General features: G+C 58.9%; 25 protein-coding genes. 15 read left to right on the top strand and 10 right to left on the bottom strand.

Annotated elements, in window-relative coordinates; all coding sequences use genetic code 11:
* The first annotated feature begins 82 nt into the window (after positions 1-82).
* The 5 genes from pheS (at position 83) to J7400_RS21135 (ending at position 5,840) form a co-directional block, all read left to right on the top strand.
* Positions 83-1,153, top strand: a complete 1,071-nt coding sequence (pheS, locus tag J7400_RS03170; RefSeq protein ID WP_209059112.1) for a phenylalanine--tRNA ligase subunit alpha — start codon at positions 83-85, stop codon at positions 1,151-1,153.
* 85 nt (positions 1,154-1,238) lie between these two features.
* Positions 1,239-2,015, top strand: a complete 777-nt coding sequence (locus J7400_RS03165; protein WP_209059104.1) for a type 1 glutamine amidotransferase — start codon at positions 1,239-1,241, stop codon at positions 2,013-2,015.
* Positions 2,016-2,099: 84 nt separating this feature from the next.
* Positions 2,100-2,918 (top strand): polyhydroxybutyrate depolymerase, encoded by an 819-nt coding sequence (locus tag J7400_RS03160; RefSeq protein WP_209059102.1) that lies wholly within the window; start codon positions 2,100-2,102, stop codon positions 2,916-2,918.
* Positions 2,919-3,007: 89 nt separating this feature from the next.
* A complete protein-coding gene (pheT, locus tag J7400_RS03155) occupies positions 3,008-5,407 on the top strand; it encodes a phenylalanine--tRNA ligase subunit beta (protein ID WP_209059100.1) in 2,400 nt (799 codons plus the stop codon).
* Positions 5,400-5,840, top strand: a complete 441-nt coding sequence (locus J7400_RS21135) for a GNAT family N-acetyltransferase (RefSeq protein WP_209059097.1) — start codon at positions 5,400-5,402, stop codon at positions 5,838-5,840. Before pheT ends, J7400_RS21135 begins: the two co-directional genes overlap by 8 nt.
* On the opposite strand, the gene J7400_RS03145 is transcribed toward J7400_RS21135, so the two are convergent.
* A complete protein-coding gene (locus tag J7400_RS03145) occupies positions 5,837-6,727 on the bottom strand; it encodes a LysR family transcriptional regulator (RefSeq protein ID WP_209059095.1) in 891 nt (296 codons plus the stop codon). The genes J7400_RS21135 and J7400_RS03145 overlap by 4 nt on opposite strands.
* A gap of 85 nt (positions 6,728-6,812) precedes the next feature.
* On the opposite strand from J7400_RS03145, the gene J7400_RS03140 reads away from it, so the two are divergent.
* Both J7400_RS03140 and J7400_RS03135 read left to right on the top strand, forming a co-directional pair.
* Complete coding sequence (locus tag J7400_RS03140) at positions 6,813-7,445, top strand: class I SAM-dependent methyltransferase (protein WP_209059093.1); 633 nt, start codon at positions 6,813-6,815, stop codon at positions 7,443-7,445.
* Between the two features lie 92 nt (positions 7,446-7,537).
* Positions 7,538-7,984, top strand: a complete 447-nt coding sequence (locus tag J7400_RS03135) for a YtoQ family protein (protein WP_209059091.1) — start codon at positions 7,538-7,540, stop codon at positions 7,982-7,984.
* Between the two features lie 34 nt (positions 7,985-8,018).
* Here J7400_RS03135 and J7400_RS03130 read toward each other — a convergent pair whose 3' ends face one another.
* Positions 8,019-8,723 (bottom strand): glutathione S-transferase N-terminal domain-containing protein, encoded by a 705-nt coding sequence (locus J7400_RS03130; protein ID WP_209059088.1) that lies wholly within the window; start codon positions 8,721-8,723, stop codon positions 8,019-8,021.
* A 174-nt stretch (positions 8,724-8,897) separates the two neighbouring features.
* Here J7400_RS03130 and J7400_RS03125 point away from each other — a divergent pair, with 174 nt between their 5' ends.
* Positions 8,898-9,704: a mechanosensitive ion channel domain-containing protein gene (locus J7400_RS03125; RefSeq protein WP_209059085.1), complete on the top strand. Its 807-nt coding sequence runs from the start codon at positions 8,898-8,900 to the stop codon at positions 9,702-9,704.
* 103 nt (positions 9,705-9,807) lie between these two features.
* On the opposite strand, the gene J7400_RS03120 is transcribed toward J7400_RS03125, so the two are convergent.
* A complete protein-coding gene (locus J7400_RS03120) occupies positions 9,808-10,089 on the bottom strand; it encodes a DUF1330 domain-containing protein (protein ID WP_209059080.1) in 282 nt (93 codons plus the stop codon).
* A gap of 101 nt (positions 10,090-10,190) precedes the next feature.
* Between J7400_RS03120 and J7400_RS03115 the strand changes: the two genes are divergently transcribed.
* Positions 10,191-11,126: a LysR family transcriptional regulator gene (locus J7400_RS03115; RefSeq protein WP_209059076.1), complete on the top strand. Its 936-nt coding sequence runs from the start codon at positions 10,191-10,193 to the stop codon at positions 11,124-11,126.
* On the opposite strand, the gene ald is transcribed toward J7400_RS03115, so the two are convergent.
* Positions 11,063-12,181, bottom strand: coding sequence for an alanine dehydrogenase (gene ald, locus J7400_RS03110; RefSeq protein WP_209059065.1), 1,119 nt, complete (start codon positions 12,179-12,181; stop codon positions 11,063-11,065). The genes J7400_RS03115 and ald overlap by 64 nt on opposite strands.
* A 137-nt stretch (positions 12,182-12,318) precedes the next feature.
* Here ald and J7400_RS03105 point away from each other — a divergent pair, with 137 nt between their 5' ends.
* Positions 12,319-12,777, top strand: coding sequence for an Lrp/AsnC family transcriptional regulator (locus J7400_RS03105; protein WP_209059062.1), 459 nt, complete (start codon positions 12,319-12,321; stop codon positions 12,775-12,777).
* A 66-nt stretch (positions 12,778-12,843) separates the two neighbouring features.
* On the opposite strand, the gene yghU is transcribed toward J7400_RS03105, so the two are convergent.
* Positions 12,844-13,713 (bottom strand): glutathione-dependent disulfide-bond oxidoreductase, encoded by an 870-nt coding sequence (yghU, locus tag J7400_RS03100; protein ID WP_209059060.1) that lies wholly within the window; start codon positions 13,711-13,713, stop codon positions 12,844-12,846.
* Between the two features lie 256 nt (positions 13,714-13,969).
* On the opposite strand from yghU, the gene J7400_RS03095 reads away from it, so the two are divergent.
* The gene (locus tag J7400_RS03095; protein WP_209059051.1) at positions 13,970-16,060 is read left to right on the top strand and encodes a DEAD/DEAH box helicase; all 2,091 of its coding nucleotides are present in this window, start codon (positions 13,970-13,972) and stop codon (positions 16,058-16,060) included.
* Here the strand turns inward: J7400_RS03095 and J7400_RS03090 are convergent.
* Complete coding sequence (locus tag J7400_RS03090; protein ID WP_209059040.1) at positions 16,057-17,130, bottom strand: adenylate/guanylate cyclase domain-containing protein; 1,074 nt, start codon at positions 17,128-17,130, stop codon at positions 16,057-16,059. The genes J7400_RS03095 and J7400_RS03090 overlap by 4 nt on opposite strands.
* 151 nt (positions 17,131-17,281) lie before the next feature.
* The gene (gene rpsU, locus J7400_RS03085; protein ID WP_005614280.1) at positions 17,282-17,488 is read right to left on the bottom strand and encodes a 30S ribosomal protein S21; all 207 of its coding nucleotides are present in this window, start codon (positions 17,486-17,488) and stop codon (positions 17,282-17,284) included.
* Positions 17,489-17,610: 122 nt separating this feature from the next.
* Between rpsU and J7400_RS03080 the strand changes: the two genes are divergently transcribed.
* The 3 genes from J7400_RS03080 to J7400_RS03070 all read left to right on the top strand — a co-directional run bounded on the left by J7400_RS03080 (position 17,611) and on the right by J7400_RS03070 (position 20,900).
* Positions 17,611-18,303: a COQ9 family protein gene (locus J7400_RS03080; protein ID WP_209059038.1), complete on the top strand. Its 693-nt coding sequence runs from the start codon at positions 17,611-17,613 to the stop codon at positions 18,301-18,303.
* A gap of 193 nt (positions 18,304-18,496) precedes the next feature.
* On the top strand, positions 18,497-19,480 hold the full coding sequence (locus tag J7400_RS03075) for an NAD(P)H-quinone oxidoreductase (protein ID WP_209059029.1): 984 nt from the start codon (positions 18,497-18,499) through the stop codon (positions 19,478-19,480).
* A gap of 121 nt (positions 19,481-19,601) precedes the next feature.
* The gene (locus J7400_RS03070) at positions 19,602-20,900 is read left to right on the top strand and encodes a ferredoxin reductase family protein (protein ID WP_209059028.1); all 1,299 of its coding nucleotides are present in this window, start codon (positions 19,602-19,604) and stop codon (positions 20,898-20,900) included.
* Between the two features lie 59 nt (positions 20,901-20,959).
* Here the strand turns inward: J7400_RS03070 and J7400_RS03065 are convergent, their stop codons facing one another.
* From J7400_RS03065 to dgcN, 3 genes are all read right to left on the bottom strand, one after another.
* On the bottom strand, positions 20,960-21,820 hold the full coding sequence (locus tag J7400_RS03065) for a D-amino-acid transaminase (protein ID WP_209059026.1): 861 nt from the start codon (positions 21,818-21,820) through the stop codon (positions 20,960-20,962).
* A gap of 97 nt (positions 21,821-21,917) precedes the next feature.
* Complete coding sequence (gene dgcA / locus J7400_RS03060) at positions 21,918-22,883, bottom strand: N-acetyl-D-Glu racemase DgcA (protein WP_209059015.1); 966 nt, start codon at positions 22,881-22,883, stop codon at positions 21,918-21,920.
* Between the two features lie 117 nt (positions 22,884-23,000).
* Positions 23,001-24,002 (bottom strand): N-acetyltransferase DgcN, encoded by a 1,002-nt coding sequence (dgcN, locus tag J7400_RS03055; RefSeq protein WP_209059012.1) that lies wholly within the window; start codon positions 24,000-24,002, stop codon positions 23,001-23,003.
* 308 nt (positions 24,003-24,310) lie between these two features.
* On the opposite strand from dgcN, the gene J7400_RS03050 reads away from it, so the two are divergent.
* Positions 24,311-25,270, top strand: a complete 960-nt coding sequence (locus J7400_RS03050; protein WP_209059006.1) for a CoA ester lyase — start codon at positions 24,311-24,313, stop codon at positions 25,268-25,270.
* The last annotated feature ends 2 nt before the right edge of the window (positions 25,271-25,272 follow it).

Below are 25,272 nucleotides of genomic sequence, written 5' to 3'. Positions count from 1 at the left end.
GCACCCGCGCCTCCGTGCTTGCAATCAACAGGCCTTGTGGTAGGAGGTCTGCGGTATTTTCTTCACTTGGGACGGCCCTGCCATGGACGATCTGCGCATCAAATATATCGACGCCATTGCCGCAGCTGCGGATGAAGCCGCGCTGGAAGAGCTGCGCCTGCAGGCCGTGGGCAAAAAGGGCGAAGTCAGCCTGAAAATGCGCGAGCTGGGCAAGATGACCCCGGAAGAGCGTCAGGTGGCTGGCCCCGCGCTGAACGCGCTGAAGAACGAGATCAACTCTGCCCTCGCGGCCAAAAAAGTCGCCCTCGCTGATGCGGCGCTGGATGCACGTCTGGCGACCGAGTGGCTGGACGTGACCCTGCCTGCGCGCAACCGCCGTGTGGGCACCATCCACCCGATCAGCCAAGTGACCGAAGAGGTCACCGCGATCTTCGCCGATATGGGGTTTGCCGTGGCTGAAGGCCCGCAGATCGAAACCGATTGGTACAACTTTGATGCGCTGAACATCCCCGGCCACCACCCTGCTCGCGCCGAGATGGACACGTTCTACACGCATCGCGCCGAAGGGGACGAGCGCCCGCCACATGTGCTGCGCACCCACACCAGCCCGGTGCAGATCCGCTCGATGGAAAAAACCGGCGCGCCGATCCGCATCATCTGCCCCGGTCGTGTGTACCGCGCGGACTATGACCAGACCCACACACCGATGTTCCACCAGGTCGAAGGCCTTGCGATTGGCAAGGACATCTCCATGGCGAACCTGAAATGGGTGCTGGAAGAATTCTTCTCGGCCTTCTTTGGCACTGAGGTGAAAACCCGCTTCCGCGCGTCCCACTTCCCGTTCACGGAGCCTTCCGCCGAGGTGGACATCCAGTGCAGCTGGGAAGGTGGCACCGTGAAGGTGGGCGAAGGCGACGATTGGCTCGAAGTGCTGGGGTCCGGCATGGTGCATCCCAAAGTGCTTGAAGCGGGTGGCATTGATCCAAACGAATATCAGGGCTTTGCCTTTGGCATCGGCATCGACCGTCTGGCGATGCTGAAGTACGGCATTCCTGATCTGCGCGCCTTCTTTGATAGCGACCTGCGCTGGCTGCGCCACTACGGCTTTGCCAGCCTCGACCAGCCAACGCTGCACGGCGGTTTGACCCGCTAAGCGCGGACACAGCTACGACTTCAGAGCGCCTGCGGGCGCTCTTTCCTTTCTGCCCCCATGCAAGACTGACGAAACGAGACGCGCCGTGACACGGATTTTGATTGCCGAAAGCAACACACCTGAGCTGCTGGCGCAGAGCCGGTCCGCAGCGGCGTATTTCCTCAAAGCTTTTCTGGCGCTGGCACCGCATGCGCATCTGCGCGTGGTGAGCCCCTATGCAGCGCCTTTGGCGGCGGATGTGTTTGACGGGGTGGACGGCATCGTTTTCACCGGATCCGGTGTGGACTGGACCACCAGCGACACGCGCGCCGCGCCTTTGCGGGCCGCGATGGAGCAGGCTTTTGCCACCGGCCTGCCGGTCTGGGGATCGTGTAACGGGATGCAACTGGCCGCTTCGGTGCTGGGCGGGCATGTGGATGACTCCCCCAACGGGCTGGAATTTGGCCTCGCCTCCGGCGTGACCTTCACCGACGCGGGCAAGACGCACCCGATGTTTGCCGGTCGCGACTGCGGGCTTGCCAGCCCCTGTGTGCATTCCCATGAGGTGATCCGTTTGCCCGAAGGCGCGGTGGTGCTGGCTTCCAACGGGCATTCCGAAGTGCAGGCCATGGCCTATCAGCAAAACGGTGTGGATTTCTGGGGCGTGCAGTATCATCCGGAAATGGCGGCGCTGGATGTGGGCCGAATTGCCAATGCCCTGCGCCTGAAAGAGGATCACGCGGCGATGGTACCAGACCTGCTTTCAGCCGATGTCGATGCGGAGGCAGCACGGCGTTTGGGGGCGCGGCCTGAAGACCTTGCCCCGCAGATGCGAATGCGCGAGCTGTCCAACTGGCTCACCTATATTGGTGCCCGCGCCTAGGCTGAGACCATTGGCTTTGGTCAAAAGCCAACTCCCACAAATATGTGACGTGACAGCGCCTCTCCCTTGGGTAGTGTCAGCGGCATGAAACGATTTGCCCTCACCCTTGCCCCGACACTTCTTGCCCCTGCTGTTTTTGCCATGGGGCCGTGGAAAGGTGAGGTGGAACCCTGTGGCGGTGATGTGGCCTGCCCGCTGGGGGAGCGGTCCTACCATGTGATGGAACCTGAAGATTGGGATGGAGCAAGCCCTCTGCCGGTGCTGCTGCATTTTCATGGCTGGTCCCGAAACGGGGTTCACCCGCAACGCTCGGACCGGGTAGGGGCCTCTGCCAAGCGGCGTGGGGTTCTGCTGGTCACTCCCAACGGGCGTAATAAGACCTGGAGCTTTTGGCGCGCGAGCACAGAGGACGTGCCATTTGCCGATGCCGTGCTGGAAGATGTGGCGCAGCGCTATCCCATAGATCGCGAGAAAATCTATGTGTCGGGCTATTCATTCGGCTCCGCAATGGCGTGGCGCTATGCCTGTCAGAGCGGAAATGATGTCACCGCGCTTTTGGCGATCGCGGGCAGCGTGGATCAAAACGAGACCTGCCCGGAGGCTCCGTCCGAGGTGCGCCATGTGCATGGGTTGGCAGATACGGTGATGGATTTCCCGATGGGGCCGGGGGGCGATGTGACCTATCCGGTTGCGCTTTGGCGGCGCGAGTTGGGGTGTACCACCGCCGGTGAGGATCAGGGCGACTGGCAGGCACGCAGCTTTCTGACACTCTCGCGCACGGCCTGGGACTGCGCCGACGGGCCGGTGACACTGGATCTGCATCCGGGGGGACATTTTATCCCTCACGGGTGGATTGGCCGGCAGCTGGACGAGCTTTTGGGCCTCGCTCCGAGCTATCCGTAGACCTGCATTTGCAGCAAGGCTTGCACATGAGGGCAATCTTTGTCATTGCCTGCTGCAACAAACATGGCTTGCCATAGGACACCGGACAGATGAAATTCACGCTTTCTTGGCTGAAAGACCACCTTGAGACTGACGCGAGCGTCGACGAGATTGTTGAAGCGCTCACCGACCTTGGCCTTGAGGTAGAAGATGTGTTCAACCCTGCTGAGCGGTTGGCGGATTTCACGCTGGGCAAAGTGGTTCATGCAGAAAAGCACCCCGATGCGGATAAGCTGCGCGTCTGTAAGGTGGAAACCGATGAAGGTGAGCTGCAGATCATCTGTGGCGCGCCCAACGCACGCGAAGGCATCACCGTGGTGGTCTGCAAACCGGGCATGTATATTCCCGGCCTCGACATCACCATCAGCGTGGGCAAGATCCGCGGCGTGGAAAGCTACGGCATGATGGCCTCCGAGCGCGAGCTGGAGCTGTCCGACGAACATGATGGCATCATTGAGCTGCCTTCCGGTGAGGTGGGTGACAAATTCATCGACTGGCTGGCCGAAAACGATCCATCCAAGGTCGACACGGTGATCGAAATTGCGATCACGCCAAACCGCCCCGATGCGCTGGGTGTGCGCGGCATTGCGCTGGATCTCGCAGCGCGCGGGCTCGGCAAGATGAAACCTGCCAAAACCGCAGAGATCACCGGCACCTACGCCAGCCCGATCACTGTCACCATCGATGAAGACACAGCCACCGATGGCTGCGAAGTCTTTGGTGGCCGTCTGATCAAAGGTGTGAAAAACGGCCCCTCCCCGCAGTGGTTGCAGGACCGGCTGAAGGCCATCGGCCTGCGCCCGATTTCCGCGCTGGTGGACATCACCAACTTCTTCACCTTTGATCGCAACCGCCCGCTGCACGTGTTTGACGCCGACAAGGTCAAGGGTAACCTGCGTGTGCACCGCACCCGGGGTGGTGAAACCCTGATGGGGCTGGATGAGAAGGAATACACCTTCGGCCCCGGCATGGTGGTGATCTCTGATGACAACGCCGTTGAATCCATCGGCGGGATCATGGGGGGCCTCGCAACCGGCTGCACCGAAGAAACCACCAATGTTTTCCTGGAAGCTGCGGTTTGGGATCACGTTCAGATCGCCTACACAGGCCGTGGCCTGAAGATCAACACCGACGCACGTTATCGTAACGAGCGCGGCATTGATCCGGCTCACAATATGCAGGCGCTGGATGACGCGACCCAGATGATCATCGAGCTGTGCGGCGGTGAGCCATCTGAGATCGTGACCGCTGGCACTGTGCCGGATGTGTCCCGCGCCTATAAGCTCGACACAGATCGTGTGCAGTCTCTTGTTGGCATGGAAATCCCGGCGGAAACCCAGCGCGCGACGCTTGAAGCGCTTGGCTTCACCATCGAGGGCGACATGGCCCATGTGCCAAGCTGGCGCCCGGATGTGCGTGGCTCTGCCGATCTGGTGGAAGAGGTTGCCCGTATCGCCTCGCTGACCAAGCTGGAAGGCAAACCGATGCCGCGCGCCACCGCTGGTCTGCCAGAGCAGATTCTGTCGCCGATGCAGAAGCGCGAGCAGATCGCACGCCGCACCACCGCGAGCCTTGGCTACAACGAATGTGTGACCTACAGCTTCATCGACAAAGCGGCGGCAGAGCTGTTTGGCGGTGGCTCTGATGCGACCATGCTGGAAAACCCGATCTCCAGCGAGATGAGCCACATGCGCCCATCGCTGCTGCCGGGTCTGCTGCAGGCCGCTGCCCGCAATCAGGCGCGTGGTTTCATGGATATGGCGCTGTTTGAATGTGGTGCCGTGTTCCACGGTGGTGAGCCGGGTGAGCAGGAAAACCTGCTGACCGGTATTCTGGTGGGCCGTACCGTTGGCAAAGACATTCATGGCCAAAGCCGTGGCGTGGATATCTACGACGCCAAGGCGGATATGGAAGCGGTGATGGAAGCGCTCGGCGCGCCAGCAAAGCTGACGTACAATCGCGGTGTGAATGGCTGGTGGCATCCGGGCCGCAGCGCGAAGGTTGGTCTGGGTCCGAAGAAGATCCTTGGTGCCTTTGGTGAGATTCACCCGAAAGTGCTGGACGCGTTGAACGTAAAGGGGCCGGTTGTGGCCTTTGCGATCCACATCACGGAAATCCCGCTGCCACGTAAGAAATCCGCCTCCAAAGGTGCGGTGACCATGTCTGAACTTCAGGCAGTGGAACGCGATTTTGCCTTTGTGGTGGACGCCGACGTCGAAGCCCTGACGCTGGTGAATGCTGCCGCGGGTGCGGACAAAGCACTGATTGAAAACGTGCGTGTCTTTGACGAGTTCATTGGCGGCGCATTGGGTGAGGGTAAGAAATCCCTCGCGATCACCGTGCGCCTGCAACCCACTGACAAGACGCTGAAAGAAGCCGATATCGAGGCCGTGGCCACAAAGATCGTCGAGAAAGTCAGCAAAGCCACCGGCGGCACGCTGCGTGGCTAACGCCCCTCAGCCGCGACAGGCATGGGCCGATGAGGCCCCTGCCATTGCGCGGCTGATTGATGCGGCTTACCAACCCTATCGCGACGCAGGGATCGCGCTGCCGGATGTGTCCGGCGGCGTGGCGGATGCGATCGCTGCAAACCAAGTTTGGGTTCTTGAAGACGAAGACCTGCTTGGGGTTTTGATGCTCACGCTCTCACCACCACAAGCCCATTTGATGAACGTCGCTGTCGCGCCCAAAGCACGCGGGCGGGGCATCGGCGGGCAGCTCATTCTCTTTGCCATCACCCAAGCGACAGAGGCGGGCTGTGCAGAAATCGCCTTGGCCACGCATGCGCAGATGCCGGAAAACGTCACGCTTTATGATCGCTACGGTTGGCAAATCAGTTCGCGTGACGACGTCCGTATTAGGATGCTGCGCGCGTTACCCTAGCCGCGCGCCAGATGTTCGGCGAGCGTGTCAAACACCAATCTTATCCGGCGGCTGGTGTGCAACTCGCGATGTGTCGTGAGCCAGATCGGGAAGACAATTGGCGCGATATTGGGCAGGACCTTTTCGATCCCGTCAGTGACCTCAGCCACCTCAGCGGCCATAGGGGCGATGCCAAATCCTTGTTTGCACAGCTCCCATGCCACCAACCCACTCTCAGACCCGATCCGGAAATTGCTGTGAGCAATCGGAAATCCCAGAGGATGCAGATATTCCAGCATCCGGCCTACATCGCCTGAGCCTACAAAATCATGCGCCTTGAGGTCCTCCAAGGCTTCTGGACGACCGCGCCGGTCCAGATAGTCCGTTGAGGCATAGAAAAACCCTTCCGCTTCGCGCACCAGTCGCGCAATAAGATCGGGCTGATCGGGACGCACATGACGAATGGCGATATCCGCCTCGCGCCGCATCAAATCCTGCAACTCATCTGAAGCCACGACATCTATCACCAGCTTGGGCGCCATGGACTGCAGCTCTTTCAGGATCGGCGGCAGAAGATGTGCGGAGTAGACATCTGACGCGGTGATGGCCACGCGCCCTTCAATCGTTTGGCTTTGACCAGAGGCCGCGAGCGCCACACGCTCTGCCGCCTCTCCCATTGCACGCACATGGTCGAGCAGTTCCGCTCCGGCTGAGGTCAGCGAAAGCCCCCGCCCAACGCGCTCAAACAACATCACACCGAGATCTGTCTCAAGCGCGGTCACCTGCCGCCCCAAAGTTGGCTGAGTCAATCCCAAGTCTCGCGCCGCTGCGGACAACGATCCTGTCTCCGCGGTCTTGAGAAACGCGCGGATGTGGTTCCAATCAAAAGCGGCGAGCGGACCATTCATGCATTTTCGTATATCATAACTGCGATTTTCGGCAATTTATCTTGCATTTCCGCATGACTACTTTGTGCTCAAAAGGAGTATGACCATGCAAGCAACCGCAAAGTTTTGGGACGGAATCGCACAGAAATATGCAAAATCACCGATTGGGGACATGCAGGCTTATGAGTACACGCTGGGGCGCACACGATCATACCTGAAAGACACGGATGTGGCGCTGGAATTGGGCTGCGGAACCGGCTCCACCGCAATCAAACTGGCAGATGCTGTTGCCGAGATGGTGGCAAGTGATGTGTCAGGCGGGATGCTGGAAATTGCGCGCGATCGTGTGGCGGAAGCGGGTGCGAACAATATCAGACTTGCGCAGGCCACTCCGGAAAATGCCCCTGAAGGACCGTTTGATGTGGTTATGGCACATAACCTGCTACATCTTTTGGACGACACCGAGACTTCGATCTCTGCAGTTGCCAAACGGCTCAAACCCGGCGGCTTGTTCATCTCTAAAACACCATGTCTCAACGAGAACATGAAATCTCTGAAGTTCCGTGTCATGAAACGCGCCATTCCGTTGCTGCAGTTCTTTGGCAAAGCCCCCTTTGTGCGCTTCTTCTCCATCGCGGAGTTGGAAACCATGATCACCGAAGCCGGCTTTGACATCATAGAAAGTGGAAATTTCCCGGTGGATCCACCAAGCCGGTATCTGGTGACGCGCAAGCTTTGATTGGCCTGATCTGAAACTGCTTCGCCGGAAAGCGGGATTGGAGATAGAGGTTTCTCAGGCTATGAACAGCCAAACACTGAGGGAGCTTTCCAATGGCATTGAACGTCTATCTGTCCGGCGAAATTCACACCGATTGGCGCGAACAAATCACCGAAGGGGCCGCAGATCTGGATGTGCGGTTCAACAGCCCTGTTACGGATCACGCGGCAAGCGATGATTGCGGCGTGGCCATTCTGGGCGCGGAAGAGAACAAATACTGGCACGACCACAAGGGCGCGATGGTGAACGCCATTCGCACGCGCAAAGGCATCGAAGACGCTGATGTGGTGGTGGTGCGCTTTGGCGAGAAATACCGCCAATGGAACGCCGCCTTTGATGCGGGCTATGCAGCCGCATTGGGCAAATCCATCATTGTTCTCTCGATGCCGGATCAGCAGCACGCACTTAAAGAGGTGCACGCAGCCGCTCTCGCGGTGGCTGAGGAGCCAAAGCAGGTGGTTGAGATCCTGCGCTATGTGCTGACAAGCACCCTGCCCTAAGCAAAACAAAGGGGGCCATAGGGCCCCCTTTTTCTTATGCTTCCGGGCGTGGCGGAATATTCATGCCTGCCTGTACCGCTGGACGGGTCAAGAACCGCTCCAGATAGGCATTCACATTCGGGTACTCTGCCCAGCCGACAAGCTCTTTGGTCTGGTAATATTCCAGCGCATTGAGCCATGGCGCGATGGCGATATCGGCAATGGAATAGCTGCCGGTGATCCACTCACGCCCTTCAAGCTGCTTTTCAAGCACGGACAAAAGGCGCTTTGCCTCTACGCGGAAGCGCTCACGTGGGCGTGGATCTTCGATCTCTGCCCCGGCAAATTTGGTGAAATAGCCCAACTGGCCAAACATCGGGCCAACGCCGCCCATCTGGAACATCACCCACTGGATCGCCTGATATTTCTCTGCAGGCGTATTGCCGATGAGTTTGCCGGTTTTCTCCGCCAGATAGATCAGGATGGCACCGCTCTCAAACAGGGTAACGGCCTCCCCATCCGGTGCGTTCGGGTCAATGATCGCAGGGATCTTGTTGTTGGGATTCAGCGCCAGAAACTCCGGGCTTTTCACATCCGCGTCGCTCAGGGTGACCAGATGCGCCTCATAAGGCAGGCCAGTCTCTTCCAGCATGATCGACACTTTCACCCCGTTGGGCGTTGGAAAGGAATAGAGCTGAAGAACGGTGGCGTCGTCAGCGGCCCAACGGCTGTTGATTGGATGGTCGGTGACAGTTGTCATTGGAGATCTCCTGATAAGGTTTTGAGGGGATACATAGGCTGATTTTCCCATGAAACCAGCGCGCGCGGCATGCGAAAGGAGCGAAATCTGAGAATTTGAGGGGGAATTGCTTGCGCCTGACGCAGCCACTGCAGTTAAAGTCCCTTTAAATGTTGTCGAACAGGGAGACATCAAATGGAAACGCTTGTTGAGAGTGCACAGGGCTACGCACCGCTGGTTGTGTCAGCTGTGAAAGCACTGGTGGTTCTGGTCATTGGTTGGATGGTTGCTGGCGCAGTGAGTCGTATGGTGCGTAATCGCGTGAACAAAACACCGGAAATTGACCAGACACTGGGCAATTTTGCCGCCAGCATCGTGCGCTGGGTGATCCTTCTTATGGTGCTGGTTGCCATCCTTGGCATCTTTGGCATTGAGGCGACATCTTTGGTCGCGATGTTGGGTGCTGCCACGTTGGCGATTGGCCTCGCACTGCAGGGCACACTGAGCGATCTGGCAGCAGGCTTCATGCTGATCCTGTTTCGTCCATACAAAATTGGGCAATACGTCGATGTTGGCGGCACCGCGGGCACGGTTGTGGACCTCAACCTGTTTGTGACCGAGATGGTCACCCCGGACAACGTGCAGATCATTATCCCGAATGGTCAGGCCTGGGGATCCATCATCACCAACTTCTCCGCGCATGACACCCGCCGCGTCGATGTGGTGTTTGGCATCGACTACGGTGATGATGCCGAAAAGGCCAAAAAGATCATCCTCGACACCGCCAACGCAGATGCGCGCGTGCTGAAAGATCCAGAAAGCTGGGCGCGCGTCACCAACCTTGGCGACAGCTCTGTGGACATCACCATGCGCGTTTGGTGCAAGGCGAAGGACTATTGGGAGCTGAAGTTCGCACTCACGCAAGCGGTGAAGGAAGCCTTCGACAAAGGTGGCATCTCGATCCCTTACCCACACACGGTGGAGATCAAGCGAGAGGCCTAAGGGCGGCGCCAGTTCACCATGTGTTTGCAGGAGGCGCCCCAAAGGGCGCCTTTTTTGCGACTGCTGAGCAAGTTGGCAAAGCAGCCACTGCCAATGCATAGCCTTACATCAGGATGATGTTGGACACGCCTGCCCCCCGACGCAGCGCGTGCACCTCGGCAAATTCGGGATCCTCGATCCAGGCCTTGGCGGCGTCCCGATCCGGGAAGGTGAGGATGACCGTCACGGTTGGTGCAGCGCCCTCCCCTTCGATCACTTCGGCTTCTTTGGAGACGTGCAGCGGCGCAGCGCCGTGCTTTTTCAGCGCCATGCCCGCTTTCTCGCGGTAGGCCTCAAAGTTCTCAGGGTTGGTGATGGTCAGATTTACAAAGGCGTAAGCGGTCATTTTGATCTCCGATGCTAATGTCTTGCCGTATACTTAGGTGCCGGTCGGATGTGAAAAAACGATCATTGATGCAACCACTCTGTGCAAATATGATCACCCCTATGCACAACTGGGATGATCTGAAATTTGTTATGGAAACCGCCCGTCATGGCGGCACCAGCGGTGCGGCGCGCGCGCTTGGCGTCAATCACGCCACGGTGGCGCGACGGATCGCGGCGGCAGAAGCCTCTTTGGGTACGCGCCTGTTTGAGCGCCTGCCAAGCGGCTATGTCCCCACGGAGGCGGGGTGGGAGGCGGTTCGCGCAGCTGAAGCCATGTCTGATCTGGAGCGAGGGCTGGATCGGACAATCGCAGCGCGGGACACCGCCATTCGCGGGCCGCTCAAGGTGACTGCGCCAGAACTGTTGATCGAGCGCATTCTGTCCCCCATTTTTGCGGACTTCATAGACGCGTATCCAGAGATCGCGCTGTCTCTGGTGGCCACCAATGAGACCGTCAATCTTGCGCAGCGGGATGCGGATGTGGCCATAAGGTTCGCCAAATCACCGCCGGACACTTTGGTTGGCACTCAGCTTTTTGAGCAGAAAGGCGCGGTCTATGCGAGCCAAGCGCTTTTGGCGCGGGACGAAGGCGGTGAAACACCGCTGGATTGGATTCGTTTTGCCCATTGGCCCGGGCCGCCGGAAGCGATCAAAGCCGCGCGGCCAAATCTGCGCACGCGGCTGACCGTAGACGATATGGCTGCTGCTGTGGGGGCTGTCCGCGCTGGGATCGGTGCAACGCGCATGGCCTGCTTTCTGGGAGACAGCGATCCGGCACTTGCGCGTGTGCCGGGCCTGCCGCTGTTTCCGCAAATCCCGCTCTGGGTGCTCACCCATGCCGATCTTAGGCAGGTGCCGCGGGTGCGCGCTTTCACCGGTTTTGTCACGCAGCGCCTGAAGACGCTGCGCCCGTTGTTTGAAGGGGCCTGCCCTCAGGACTTGAGCGCCAGAGAGGGCGAAATCACATCAATGCCAAGCGCTTTGCCCACCGCGTAATAGGTCAGCTGGCCTGCGTGCACATTGAGGCCGTTGAGCAGATGTGGATCATCCTCGCAGGCCTGTTTCCAGCCTTTGTCCGCCAAATTCAGCAGGAACGGCAGCGTGGCATTGCCCAGCGCCTGTGTTGAGGTGCGCGCCACAGCCCCCGGCATATTGGCCACGCAGTAGTGCATGATGCCGTCGACCTCGTAGATCGGATCTGCATGAGTGGTGGCGCGTGAGGTTTCAAAGCACCCACCCTGATCGATTGCCACATCCACCAGCGCCGCGCCCGGTTTCATTTCCGAAAGCTGGGCACGCGACACAAGTTTGGGTGCCTCCGCGCCGGGGATCAGCACCGCGCCAATCACCATGTCGGCTTCACGGACCAACTCGGCTGTAGCACCCGCCGTAGAATATTGGTTTTTGAACGTTCCGCCGAAGACATCATCCAGATACTTCAGCCGAGGCAAAGAGCGGTCCAGCACGGTGACATCTGCGCCCATGCCTGCGGCGATCTTGGCAGCATGGGTGCCCACGACCCCACCGCCGATCACAACAACCTTGGCTGGGGCCACGCCCGGGACACCGCCCATCAACACACCGCGACCGCCGTTTGCCTTCTGCAAGGTCCATGCACCAACCTGGGGTGCGAGGCGGCCAGCCACCTCAGACATGGGCGCCAGGAGCGGCAGGCCTCCACGACTATCGGTCACCGTTTCATAGGCGATGGCCGTACAGCCGCTCTCCAAGAGATCTTTGGTTTGCTCCGGATCCGGCGCGAGGTGCAAATAGGTGAATAGCAACTGGCCTTCACGCAGCATTTTGCGTTCAACGGCTTGGGGCTCTTTCACTTTTACGATCATGTCGGCGGTGGCAAAAATGTCTTCTGCGGTCTCGATCATCGTCGCGCCGGCAGCGCGATAGTCCTCATCGGTGAACCCAGCGCCGATCCCGGCACCCACCTGAATGATCACCTCATGGCCGTGGGCCACCGCCTCTCGCGCGGCGTCCGGCGTCATGCCGACACGAAACTCTTGAGGTTTGATTTCGGTGGGGCATCCGATTTTCATGGTCTCACTCCTGACTTTACCTAAAGGAAGGTTAGAGTGAGGCCGCAAGAATATGCTTCATTTTTAGGCAGAATGAAAACTCGCCTTTGCAAGATACTTCGAATAGAGAGAGCAAACACGCAAGGAGCTTTCGCAATATGTCTCTTGATCCGACAGATCGTCGCATACTGACCGTCCTTCAAAAACAAGGCCGGATTTCCAACGCCGAGCTTTCAGAGCGCGTGAACCTCTCTGCGTCCGCCTGCCACCGCCGAGTACACCGGCTCGAAAGCGAGGGATACATCAAGGACTACGTGGCCCTGCTCGACCCGCGCAAACTGGATGTGCCGACAACTGTTTTTGTGGAAATCACGCTGTCAGGTCAAGCCGATGAGGTTCTGGACGCCTTTGAGAAAGCGGTGGCGCGCATTCCTGATGTGCTGGAGTGCCACCTGATGGCAGGAACGGCGGATTACATTCTGAAGGTCGTCGCGGAGAACACCGAGGATTTTGCGCGCATCCACCGTCAACACCTCGCACGCCTGCCGGGGGTGGCCCAGATGCAGAGCTCTTTTGCGCTACGGACGGTTTTTAAGACAACGGCGTTGCCGGTGTAGTTTCTTGAATCAAAACGGGCGGCACCAACGCACCGCCCGCTCTTTTTTTCACGTACAAGCTGCGCTTTATTCTGCCGCAGGCTCAAGCTTATCCGCTGTGCGGGTTTCAAAATCCTCAGCCGCGTGGCGTTCGTGAAGTTGCTTGTCGAGATCCCCCCAGCTGCGGTTGACCATCACACCGCGTTTCACGGCCGGGCGGTCGTTGATTTCCTTGGCCCAGCGCTGCACGTGTTCATAGCTTTCCACATCGAGGAACTCGGCCGCCTCATAAAGACGCCCAAGCGCCAGCGCGCCGTACCAGGACCAGATTGCGATGTCGGCAATCGTGTATTCGTCACCGGCGATGTATTTGTTCTCTGCCAGCTGGTGGTTCAGAACATCAAGCTGGCGCTTGGTTTCCATGGCAAAGCGGTTGATCGGGTATTCCCATTTCTCTGGCGCATAGGCGTAGAAATGGCCAAAGCCACCGCCCAGATACGGCGCGCTGCCCATTTGCCAGAAGAGCCAGCTGATCATCTCAGCGCGTTTCTCATTGGGGCCCAGGAAGGCGTCAAATTTCTCTGCAAGGTGCAGAAGGATCGCGCCGCTTTCAAACACGCGCACTTCTTTGTCGCCGCTCAGATCCATCAGCGCGGGGATTTTGGAATTCGGGTTTACGCCCACAAAACCGGAGCCAAACTGATCGCCCTCACCAATGTTGATGAGATAAGCGTCATACTCCGCGCCTTTATGACCTGCTGCCAGAAGCTCTTCCAGCATCACGGTGACTTTCACGCCGTTGGGCGTGGCCAGTGAATAGAGCTGGAATGGATGCTCACCGCGGGGCAGCTCTTTGTCATGTGTCGGGCCTGCAATTGGGCGGTTGATGCTGGCAAATTTGCCACCGCTTTCAGAATCCCAAGTCCAGACTTTCGGGGGGGTGTAGGTATCGGTCATGCTATCGCGCCCTGTGTGAAATCGAATTCTCGTTAACATAAGAACTTTGCCCGGGTTTCAAAGCGCTAGAAGTAAATTGTTTGTCATGCCGGTCTGACGGGTATTTGGCGGCGGAACGAGACACCTATACACGCCCAAAGTTTTGGTCTATGTGCTGCGCTTCTTGCCACAAATGATGATGAGAGCGGTTCAGATGATGAGGGAGCCCGCCGACGCCGTCCAGCTGGCACTCCTCAGATGAAAAGTGAACATCACCGTGAAAACCGCACTTCAGGCCGCGCTTGACGCAAAAGGCTATGACAAGCTCACCCAGGTTCAGGAAGCCGTAATGGCCCCGGAACTGGCGGGCAAAGACCTTCTTGTTTCCGCACAAACAGGCTCAGGCAAAACGCTGGGCTTCGGCCTTGCAATCTCCTCCACCGTGCTGAGCGAGGCAGAGGCCTTTGATGAGGCCGCCGCACCACTGGCGCTGGTCATCGCGCCGACACGCGAATTGGCGCTTCAGGTGAAACGCGAACTGACCTGGCTTTATGCCGAAGCAGGTGCGCGCGTGGCCTCCTGTGTGGGCGGCATGGACATGCGCGACGAACGCCGTGCGCTGGCACGTGGCGCGCATATTGTTGTGGCGACACCTGGCCGTCTGCGTGACCACATTGACCGTGGTTCCATCGACCTCTTGGACATCCGCGCCGTGGTGCTGGATGAAGCGGACGAAATGCTGGATCTCGGCTTCCGCGAAGAGCTGGAGTTCATTCTGGAGCAGGTGCCGGAAGAGCGCCAGACGCTGCTGTTCTCCGCCACCGTGCCAAAAATGATCGCGGAACTGGCCAAGAACTATCAGCGTGATGCGATCCGAGTGGAAACCAAATCCGAGCAAAAGCAGCACGCCGACATCACCTATCGCGCCATGACGGTGCTGGATCGCGATGCGGAAAACGCCGTGATCAACACGCTGCGCTTTTATGAAGCGCCAAATGCAATTGTCTTTGCCAACACCCGCGCCATGGTGGCCCGCCTGACAACCCGCCTCTCCAACCGCGGCTTTCAGGTGGTTTCGCTGTCTGGCGAACTGTCTCAGACAGAGCGTACCCACGCCCTGCAAGCGATGCGCGACGGCCGTGCGCGTGTCTGTGTGGCCACCGATGTGGCGGCGCGCGGCATCGACCTGCCAAACCTTGATCTGGTGGTGCATGCCGAACTGCCCAACAACCACGAAACCCTGTTGCACCGCTCTGGCCGGACCGGCCGTGCAGGCCGCAAAGGGGTCTCCGCGCTGATCGTCACCCGCAAGTCCCGCAAAAAGGCCGAGCGTCTGCTGCGGTGGGCCAAGCTTGAGGCCGAGTGGTCTGGTGCGCCTTCTGCCGAGGAAGTCAGCGCGCAGGATCAGGCGCGGATGTTTGCCGATCCGGACTGGATTGTGGAGCCAACTGAGTCAGAATTGCCTCTTATTGAATCTTTGCTTGGAACATTTTCGCCCGAGCAAGTGGCCGCGGCCTATCTGCGACTTTACAATTCCAAACATTCGGCGCCTGAAGAGATTGCAGAAAGCGATGCCAAGCCAGCCCCGCGTAAGGATTTTGGCCCCTCTGTCTGGTTCTCGATCTCCGGTGGTCGCAAGGCAGGTGCAGAGCCGCGCCGCCTGCTGCCAATGCTGTGCAAACTGGGCGATCTAACCAAAGACGACATCGGCGCGATCCGCATCAATCCAGAAGAAAGCTATGTGCAGGTTCTTGAGACCAGTGTGGCAGGCTTCCTCGCCGCCATTGGCCCGAACATGACGCTGGAAGAAGGCGCGAAGCTGACGCTGATGGAGAATGCGCCGGTGCTGGAACGCAGCCCACGTGATGCGCGCGAGGGCGGCAAAAAACCGTTCGGGAAAGGCCCGCGCAAAGACGGTGGAAAACCGCATCGCGGCAAAGGAAAGTTCGAAAAGCCACGGCATGACCGGGATGAACAGCGCCCTGAGCGTGGTGAAAAGTCGGATTTTCACAAGCCGAAACGCAATAAATTCTCAGAAAAATCAAATAAATCAGCCTCTCCGGTGGACTGGAACGACGATCCAGCCCCACGGCAGAAGAAGCCAAAACCCGGTGCCGCAAAATCCGCTCCAAAGGACGGCAAGCCGAAGTCGGCCTCAAAACCGGCCTATGGCGCAGCCCCGGGTGGGAACGCGGCGCCGCGTCGGCGCGCAATGGCTGATGGCGCATTGAGCGATGCCAAGCCTCACCGCAAAGGCGGCGACAAGCCCAAAGGCCCACCGCCCCCAAAAGGCAAAGCCAACAGCAAGAAGAACAAGGCGCGTCGTGCGGCGGCGGCATCTGTCCCGAAAGGCAAACCGCGCGGTTAAGCCGGAACAGTCTCAGGCGTCAGCGCTTCCAAGGCGCTGCCGTCCGGCGCGGTCAGTGTGAGCATCTGCGTGGCACTGGCCCGCCCGCGCAGGGTGGTCTCCTCCACCGCGGCCAATCCAAGCCCCATCGGCAAAGTGATGTCATGGGCGGTTTCAGCATCCAAAATCACCGAAAGCCCATGCGCCTTGCAGGCCTCCTGCAGGCGCTTGGCGCGGTTGATGGTATCGCCGATATAGACCACCTGACGCTTTTCCCAGCCACATTCCCCGACAGCCACCGGCCCGCCAGCCACGCCCATGCGCAATGAAGGGGCAACACCGTATTTGGCCATGTAGTGGTCATGGCGCGCCGCCACGATCTGAAAAATCTCATCGATGCATTTGAGGAGCCGCATGTTTCCGTCCGGCCCGCGATCCCGCCAACTCATGATGATCTCATCGCCCACATAGTTGTGGATCACGCCCTGATGTTTCTTGATCACCGGATCGATGTCGAGAAAGAAGCCCGTGATCATCTCAAGCGCCCTCTGATCACCGAGCTTTTCCGTGATCGACGTGGACCCTTTTAGATCGGCCAGGACAAAGATCCGGCATTCCTCAGTGGGTCGCGCATACCGCCCGAGCAGGAAATAAGTCAACGTCCGCCCGCCGATCAATCGCCGCGCCTGCAGCATGAACTGAATAAAAATACCGGTGCAGAAGGCAAACAGGAAATCGGGAAACAGCCCCTGCTGAAACCACATAACATAAGTGTCTTTGTCCCGGATCAGCACCAGATGCGTGGCCGCCAGAGAAAAGAGCAGGATGCAACAGGTGATCAGCATCCGCAGCGCCAGGCCTCGGCGGAACTTCAGGCTGCGTTGCCACCGCCCAATCGGGCTGTTGCTGATCCAGACCTCAAGGCCAACGGCAATGGTGGCCACGATCACACCGCGCACGGCTCCGCGCCAGAGCGCCAGAAGGCCCAGCCCCCAGCCCATCATATCGGCCAAGACATAGCTGTAGATCGCACCGACAATGGCACCAACTGTCAGCACAAAAAGAAAAGATCCTAGGTTGCGAGATAGCATGGCTGCCCTCAATCTTTGCTTCGGGAACGCCATGGGAGCCCCGGTTTTGTCTGGCATCTAAGCACAAAATGCCTTGATGCAACAAAAGACAAACCCCCATGGCCGGGCCATGGGGGTCGTCAATTCTTGTGTCCAAGCTGGAGAGGTGTGCTTAGAGCAAACCTTCACGCTGTGCTTTCTTACGTGCCAGTTTACGGGCACGGCGGATCGCTTCAGCCTTCTCGCGCGCTTTTTTCTCGGACGGCTTTTCGAAATGTTGCTTGAGCTTCATTTCGCGGAAGACGCCTTCACGCTGCAGCTTTTTCTTCAGGGCACGAAGCGCCTGATCGACATTGTTGTCACGAACACTAACCTGCATGTGGTTTTCACCACCTTTCTAAGTTTGAGTTGCAATGAAATTGCAGGAGCCCGGCGTATAGCAAGTCGTCCCGTCTTTGTCTAGTATGGGTGCAACGCCACCTCGCGACAGGGAGAGAGCCCGTGACGGAGACCCCCAACACCGACCTGAAACCCCGCCTTTTGGACGCTGCAGAGATGCATGTGCCCTTTGATGGCTGGTCTGAGGCCACTTTTACCGCTGCCATCGCGGACAGTGGTGTGGATGCCACCGTGGCGCGTGCGATTTGTCCGCGTGGCGCGGTCGACCTTGCGGTGGCTTTTCACAAGCGCGGTGATTCTCAGATGGTCGCAGCCATGGGAGAGGCCGCAGTCGCGGAGATGAAAATTCGTGAAAAGATCACCCATGCGGTGCGCCTGCGCCTTGAGCTCTGCCCGGATCGTGAATTGGTGCGCCGCGGCTCTACGCTCTTTGCGCTTCCGCAACACGCAGCCACCGGTGCGCAGCTGATCTGGGGCACGGCAGATGCCATCTGGAATGCCATCGGTGACACCTCGCGCGACCTAAACTGGTATACCAAACGCGCCACACTTTCGGCGGTCTATTCTTCCACGGTGCTCTACTGGCTGGGCGATGACAGCGAAGGCAACACCGCCACATGGGCGTTTCTGGATCGCCGGATCGAAAACGTCATGCAGTTTGAAAAGACCAAAGCCCGGTTCAACAAAAGCCCGCTTGGTCGCCTGATGGCAGCCCCACTGGAAGCGGCGTCAAAATTCCGCGCGCCCGATCTGCCCAACAACATGCCTGGCAGCTGGACGCCCCCATCGCGCTGAAGCGCGTTCCTAAAACGGCTTCTCATTCGGCAAATATCCCGGGGTGGCCATCGCTTGCGATGGCAGGGGCAGCGCCCCTTTTGCCTGCCCTATCGCCACAACGCCCTCACGTCAGGACAGCAAAAGCCTCTGTGCGCGATGCCAGCCGCTCTGCTACACAGTTCCCGAACACAGGAACCCAGAGGGACAGATCATGACAGAGACGATGCGCGCCGTTGAAATCACCAAACCCGGCGCGGCCGATGTGCTGAAACTGACCGATCGCCCGATCCCGACACCCGCCGCCGGCGAAGTTCTGATCAAGATTGCTTATGCCGGCGTCAATCGCCCGGATGTGCTGCAACGTGCCGGGCTCTACAACCCACCTGCAAATGCCTCTGATCTCCCGGGCCTTGAGGCCTCAGGCACCATCGCGGCCGTGGGCGCCGGTGTGACCCAGTGGTCTGAAGGGGATTCCGTTTGCGCGCTGCTGCCCGGTGGCGGCTATGCCGAATATGCGCTGACCCCAGCGGCACATTGCCTGCCCATTCCCGAAGGCTTGGGCCTGAAAGAAGCCGCCTGCCTGCCTGAAACCTTTTTCACGGTCTATTCCAACGTCTTTCAGCGCGGCGGGCTGCAAGCGGGAGAGCGCTTTCTGGTGCATGGCGGCTCTTCCGGCATTGGCACAACAGCCATCCAACTTGCCAACGCCTTTGGTGCGCGGGTCTTCACCACCGCCGGGTCTGACGAAAAATGCAAGGCCTGCCTCGATCTTGGCGCCGAACGCGCGATCAATTACCGCGACGAGGATTTTGTCAGCGTTCTGCGCGCCGAAGGTGGCGCCAATCTGATTTTGGATATGGTGGGGGGCGACTATCTGCCCCGCAATGTCAAATCCCTGGCGGATGATGGCCGCCTTGTGCAAATCGCCTTCCTGCAGGGGCCGCAGATCGAGTTGAACTTCGCCCATGTGATGATGCGCCGCCTCACAATCACCGGTTCAACGTTGCGCCCGCAAAGTGACCTCGCCAAAGGCAAAATCGCCAAAGCTCTGTTGCGCGACGTATGGCCCTTACTGTCATCCGGGCGCATCGCTCCGGTGATGGACAGCGAATTAGCTTTGAGCGATGCGGTCGCGGCGCACCAACGTATGGAGAGCAGCGGCCACATCGGCAAAATCGTCATGAAAGTGGCCTAAACCCAGGTCATAAACACCCGAAACACTGCATTTTTTCTCTCCTCAAACCCTCTGCCATCCGGCAAAAAGGGCCACAAAAGCCAAGCACATTCATGTGCCAAGCCAAAGTGGGGACGACATCTTGAGAAAAATCGGATTGCTTGTGGTGGCGGTAGCACTGGCGGTGCCATTTTTGTGGTGGTCGTCAATCGCGCAGGGCCGCGACGGTGTGGCGCTCTTTAGCCAATATCTGGGCCTGGGCGCTTTGATCGCCATGGCTTTCTCACATCTCATCGCCACCCGCTGGCCCGGCGTTGAAATGATCTTTGGCCCGCTTGATCAAAGCTATCGTCTGCACAAATGGCTCGGCATTGGTGCCATGGTCGCCATCCTGCTGCATGATACAATTGACGCGGAAATGCGGGGCCTTGGTCGCGAAACCGCCCTCGTGGAGTTTGCTGAGACCTTGGGGGAAATCAGCCTCTACGGTTTGCTGATCCTTGTGGTCATCACCATCGCCACCTTCATCCCCTATCACCTGTGGAAATGGACCCACCGCTTCATCGGCATCTTCTTTGTCTTTGGAGCATTTCATTATCTGTTCATTCTCAAACCCTTTAAAAACGGCGATCCAATTGGGATCTATATGCTGTTGGTCTGTGTCGTCGGCACAGTGGCCTACGCTTGGACGTCCGCGCCGCGAGGGCTGCGCCCCAGCCGCAGCTATGAAATCACCCAAGTCACCCAGCAAGGGGATGCGGTTGCTGTGGACCTCGCACCCAAAGGCCGCCCACTGCGCCACCGCGCGGGCCAATTTGCTTTTTTCCGCTTTTCCGGGGCCGGGTTTGGTGAACCACACCCGTTCACCATTTCCGCAGCGCCCAATGAAAAGGGCGATCTGCGCCTGACCGTTGCGCCACTTGGCGACCTTACCAGCCATGTCGCCCGCAGCTTGAAAGCCGGACAGGCGGTGCAAGTGGACGGTCCCTATGGCCATTTCGGCCGCGCAAAGGGCCCTCAGGTCTGGATCGGGGCCGGGGTTGGGGTAACGCCGTTTGTCGCCCTTGCACAGGCGCTGCCCGCTGAAGCGCCGCCTGTCACATTCATCTATTGCATCCGTGATCGGGACAGCGCCGCGCATCTGGCAGAACTGGAAAGCCTGGCGGTAAGCAAACCAAATCTCGATCTGGTTCTTTGGCAAAGCCAGACACGCGGGCGCCTCACCGCCACGACCCTCGCTGCAGAGATCCCGGATCTTGCCACACGCAAAGTGCTGTTTTGTGGCCCCATCGAGATGCGCCGCAGTCTTGCCAAAGATCTGCCAAAGCAAGGCGTCGGCCAAAAGAATTTCCTCTATGAGGAATTTGAAATTCGAACGGGCATCGGCCTGCGCCGTCTGGTTGCCTGGCTCTGGCAGCGACACCTCGCCAAAAGCACTTAGGCAAACAAAAAAGGCGCGTCCAATCAGGCGCGCCGAATATCCACTTATTGAACGAGAGCTTAGATCGCCGCCTTGCGGCTTTCTTCCAGATAGATCTCACGCAGACGGGTCGCGATGGGACCCGGTGTGCCGTCGCCCAGCGCCACGCCGTCGATCTCAACAACCGGCATCACAAAGGCCGACGCAGAGGTGGTGAAGGCTTCATCCGCCCCTTTGGCTTCCTCAATAGTGAACAGACGCTCTTCGATCTTCAGCTGCGCCTCAGCCGCCATGCGCAGCACCGCCTTACGGGTGATGCCGTGCAGGATGTCATTGGACAAAGGGCGGGTGACGATCACGCCGTCTTTGACAAAATAGGCGTTGTTAGAGGTGCCCTCGGTCACATAGCCGTCTTCAATCATCCAGGCATCATCGCAGCCCGCTTTCTTGGCCATCATCTTACCCATGGACGGGTAAAGCAGCTGCACGGTTTTGATGTCGCGACGGCCCCAGCGAATGTCTTCGATGGAGATGATCTTGGCACCTTTCTTGGCGGCTGGGCTATCTGCCAGACCGGGTTTGTTCTGGGTGAAGAGCACGATTGTTGGCTTGGTATCTTCACCTGGGAAGACGAAGTCACGGTCACCGTCAGAGCCGCGTGTGACCTGCAGATAGACTAGACCTTCGTCAATTTCGTTGAGCTCTACCAGCTTGCGGTGGATTTCCAGCAGCTCTTCCTTGGTGCAGGGTTCCGCCATGTCCAACTCATCCAGAGAGCGCTTGAGACGCACCGCGTGACCTTCAAAATCAATCAGCTTTCCGCCCAGAACGCTGGTCACCTCATAAACCGCGTCCGCCATCAGGAACCCCCGGTCAAAGATCGAGACTGTGGCTTCGGTTTCCGGCAGGTATTCGCCGTTCACATAGACGGTGCGGGTCATGTTTGGATGCTCCTTACGGGTTGTTTCAACTCCACCGCGATGCGTGTACGCCACGCCCCTCTGCAATGGAACAAAAATTTAGGCGACGGTGGGGCAATCAGCCCCAAAGCGCAGCACTTGGCGGGTGCACGCCGTTTTCATCAAACACCAGCGGTGTGTCGCGGTCTTCACCGAGCAACAATGGCCCGTCGAGATCGGTGACCATCACGCCCTGCGCAATCAGGGTTGCCGGCGCCATGGCGAGACTTGAGCCGACCATACAGCCCACCATCACTTTGTAGCCTTCCGCCAGCGCCGCTTCGCGCAGACGGAGTGCCTCGGTCAGCCCGCCGGTCTTGTCGAGCTTGATGTTGACCACATCATATTTGCCTTTGAGCTTGGGCAGGCTGGTGCGGTCATGACAGCTCTCATCGGCGCAGACCGGCACCGGGCGCTCCATGCCGATCAGGGCGTCATCTTCGCCCGCTGGAAGCGGCTGCTCCACTAGTGCCACACCAAGGCGTACAAGATGTGGTGCCAGATCCGCATAGACCTCCGCGCTCCAGCCCTCATTGGCATCCACAATGATCGTGGATTTCGGCGCCCCCGCCCGCACGGCCTCAAGCCGTGGCATGTCATCCGGCGTGCCAAGTTTGATCTTCAGCAGCGGGCGATGTGCGTTTTTGGCGGCCTGCGCCTGCATCTCGGCAGGTTCAGCCAAAGACAGCGTATAAGCGGTGATTTCCGGACCAGGCTTTGGCAGCCCCGCCAAGTCCCAAGCACGTTTGCCCGCCTGTTTGCTTTCCAGATCCCAAAGCGCGCAGTCCACCGCATTTCGCGCGGCACCCGCAGGCAGCAGATCATAAAGCGCCTCGCGGTCAATCTGCGCTGGCAGCCCTTCGATCTCAGCCGTCACGCTTTCCAATGTCTCATCATAGCGCGCATAGGGTACACATTCGCCCCACCCCACGACGCCATTGTCTTCCACACGCACGGTCAGCACTTTGGCCTCGGTGCGGGAGCCGCGCGAAATGGTGAACACCTGTGCCAGTTTGAACACATCGGGGGTGACGGTGATTTTCATGCGGTCCTCTAAGTCCTGTGGCCGAAGGGCGCGACATACAGCAAGGCGCGCCTCTTCCTCTTGCCAAAAATATCCCGGGGGTCCGGGAGCAGCGCCCCCGGTCCAGCCCGTATGAGTTTACAATGCCGCCAGCGCGTCCACCAGCTTGCCCGCACCAAAGCGGAACGGATCGGTGGCTGGCAGACCCATGTCAGCCTCGATTTGCGCCAGATAGGCCTTGGCTTCGTCCTCTGCCATGTGCTGGGTGTTCACCGACACGCCCACAACCTGACAGGCCGGGTTGGCAACCTGTGCCAATGGCAGCGCCATGTCGCGCAGCGCTTCAAGGCTCGGCTGCTGATACTCCGGCAGACCACGCATGTGATCGCGGGTCGGCTCGTGTGCCAGGATCAGCGCATCTGGTTGGCCGCCATGGATCAGCGCCATGGTCACACCGGAATAAGACACGTGGAACAGGCTGCCCTGCCCTTCGATGTGATCCCAGTGGTCTTCGTCATTGTCCGGGGTCAGCCATTCAACCGAGCCCGCCATGAAGTCCGCGATCACCGCATCCAGCGGCACACCGTCGCCGGTGACCAGAATGCCGGTCTGACCGGTGGCACGGAAGGTGGATTTCATACCCCGCTTGCGCATCTCAGCGTCCATGCAGAGCGCAGTGTACATTTTGCCCACGGAACAATCGGTGCCCACAGCTAGACAGCGCTTGCCTGTGCGCTTCTTACCATTGGCAATCGGGTATTCCACCTCAGGCACACGCACGTCATGCAATGTGCGGCCGGTTGCTTCGGCAACAGCCACCAGGTCCGGCTCGTCGCGCAGCAGGTTGTGCAGGCCGGACGCGAGATCAAAGCCTTCCTCCAGCGCCATCACCAGCACTTTTTTCCATTCCTGAGAAATCACGCCACCCCGGTTGGCCACACCGATCACCAGCGTTTTTGCGCCGGCTTCGCGCGCCTCAACGAGGCTCATATCGGTCAGGCCCATATCCGCCTTGCAGCCTTCCATACGGAATTGGCCGACGGCGTTTTCTGGCCGCCAGTCTTTGATGCCCTGAGCCACTTTGGCCGCCAGCTGGTCCGGCGCATCACCCAGAAACAAAAGATACGGTGTCTCGATCATAGCGCGTCCTTCCCTGTCATCGTCGCGTAAGTCTTCCTGACCTATATTCTGCGAGCAATGATGAAATTTCCTTGTGAAACCTGCCCGAAACGGCAAAAAGTTCGAAGATTATTTCGCATTATTCGGATTTTAAGGAGATTTCTCCTTTCCCAAAGCGGAAAGCCGCAAACAAATCGCATCAGCGCCAGCCTGCGCCGCAACGCGGCGTCGCCTTGCCGCAGATGCAAAATATCCTTGCGCATCGACGCGCAACTTCATACCACAACAGGCGACGAAAACGTAATTTCCTTACCGAGAGACCGATAGATATGAGTTTCCGCATCCAGCCTGCCGCCCCCGCCCGCCCCAACCGCTGCCAGCTGTTTGGCCCGGCCTCCAACACCAAGCTCTTTGCCAAGATGGCAGCTTCGGCAGCAGATGTGATCAACATCGACCTCGAAGACTCTGTGGCCCCCACAGACAAAGACATGGCGCGCGCCAACGCGATTGAAGCGATCAACACCATCGACTGGGGCAACAAGACCATTTCCGTGCGCATCAATGGTCTGGACACACCATTCTGGTATCGCGACGTTGTGGATCTGCTGGAGCAAACCGGCGACCGTCTGGACCAGATCATGATCCCCAAAGTGGGCTGCGCAGGCGACATCTACGCCGTGGATGCGCTGGTCACAGCAATCGAAGCCGCCAAAGGGCGCAGCAAGCGCATTGATTTTGAAGTCATCATCGAATCGGCGGCGGGCATCGCCCATGTGGAAGAGATCGCCGCAGCCTCCCCGCGCATGGTGGCCATGAGCCTCGGCGCTGCAGACTTTGCCGCCTCGATGGGTATGCAGACCACTGGCATCGGTGGCACGCAGGAAAACTACTACATGCTGCATGAAGGCCAGAAACACTGGTCTGATCCATGGCACTGGGCGCAAGCCGCCATCGTCGCAGCCTGCCGCACCCATGGGGTGCTGCCAGTGGACGGCCCGTTTGGCGACTTCTCTGACGATGAAGGCTATATCGCACAGGCGAAACGCTCTGCGACGTTGGGCATGGTTGGCAAATGGGCGATCCACCCCAAGCAGATTGCGCTGGCCAATGAGGTGTTCACCCCGTCTGAGGAAGCTGTCACCGAGGCACGCGAAATTCTCGCAGCCATGGAGCAGGCCAAGGCAAACGGCGAAGGCGCCACTGTCTACAAAGGTCGCCTTGTGGACATCGCCTCCATCAAGCAAGCCGAGGTTATCGTGGCACAGGCTGAGCTGATCGCGGCCAGCTAAGC

This window comes from Shimia sp. R9_2 (assembly GCF_017743735.1).
Taxonomy (GTDB): Bacteria; Pseudomonadota; Alphaproteobacteria; order Rhodobacterales; family Rhodobacteraceae; genus Shimia.
This window is presented reverse-complemented; position numbering and strand designations above follow the sequence as displayed.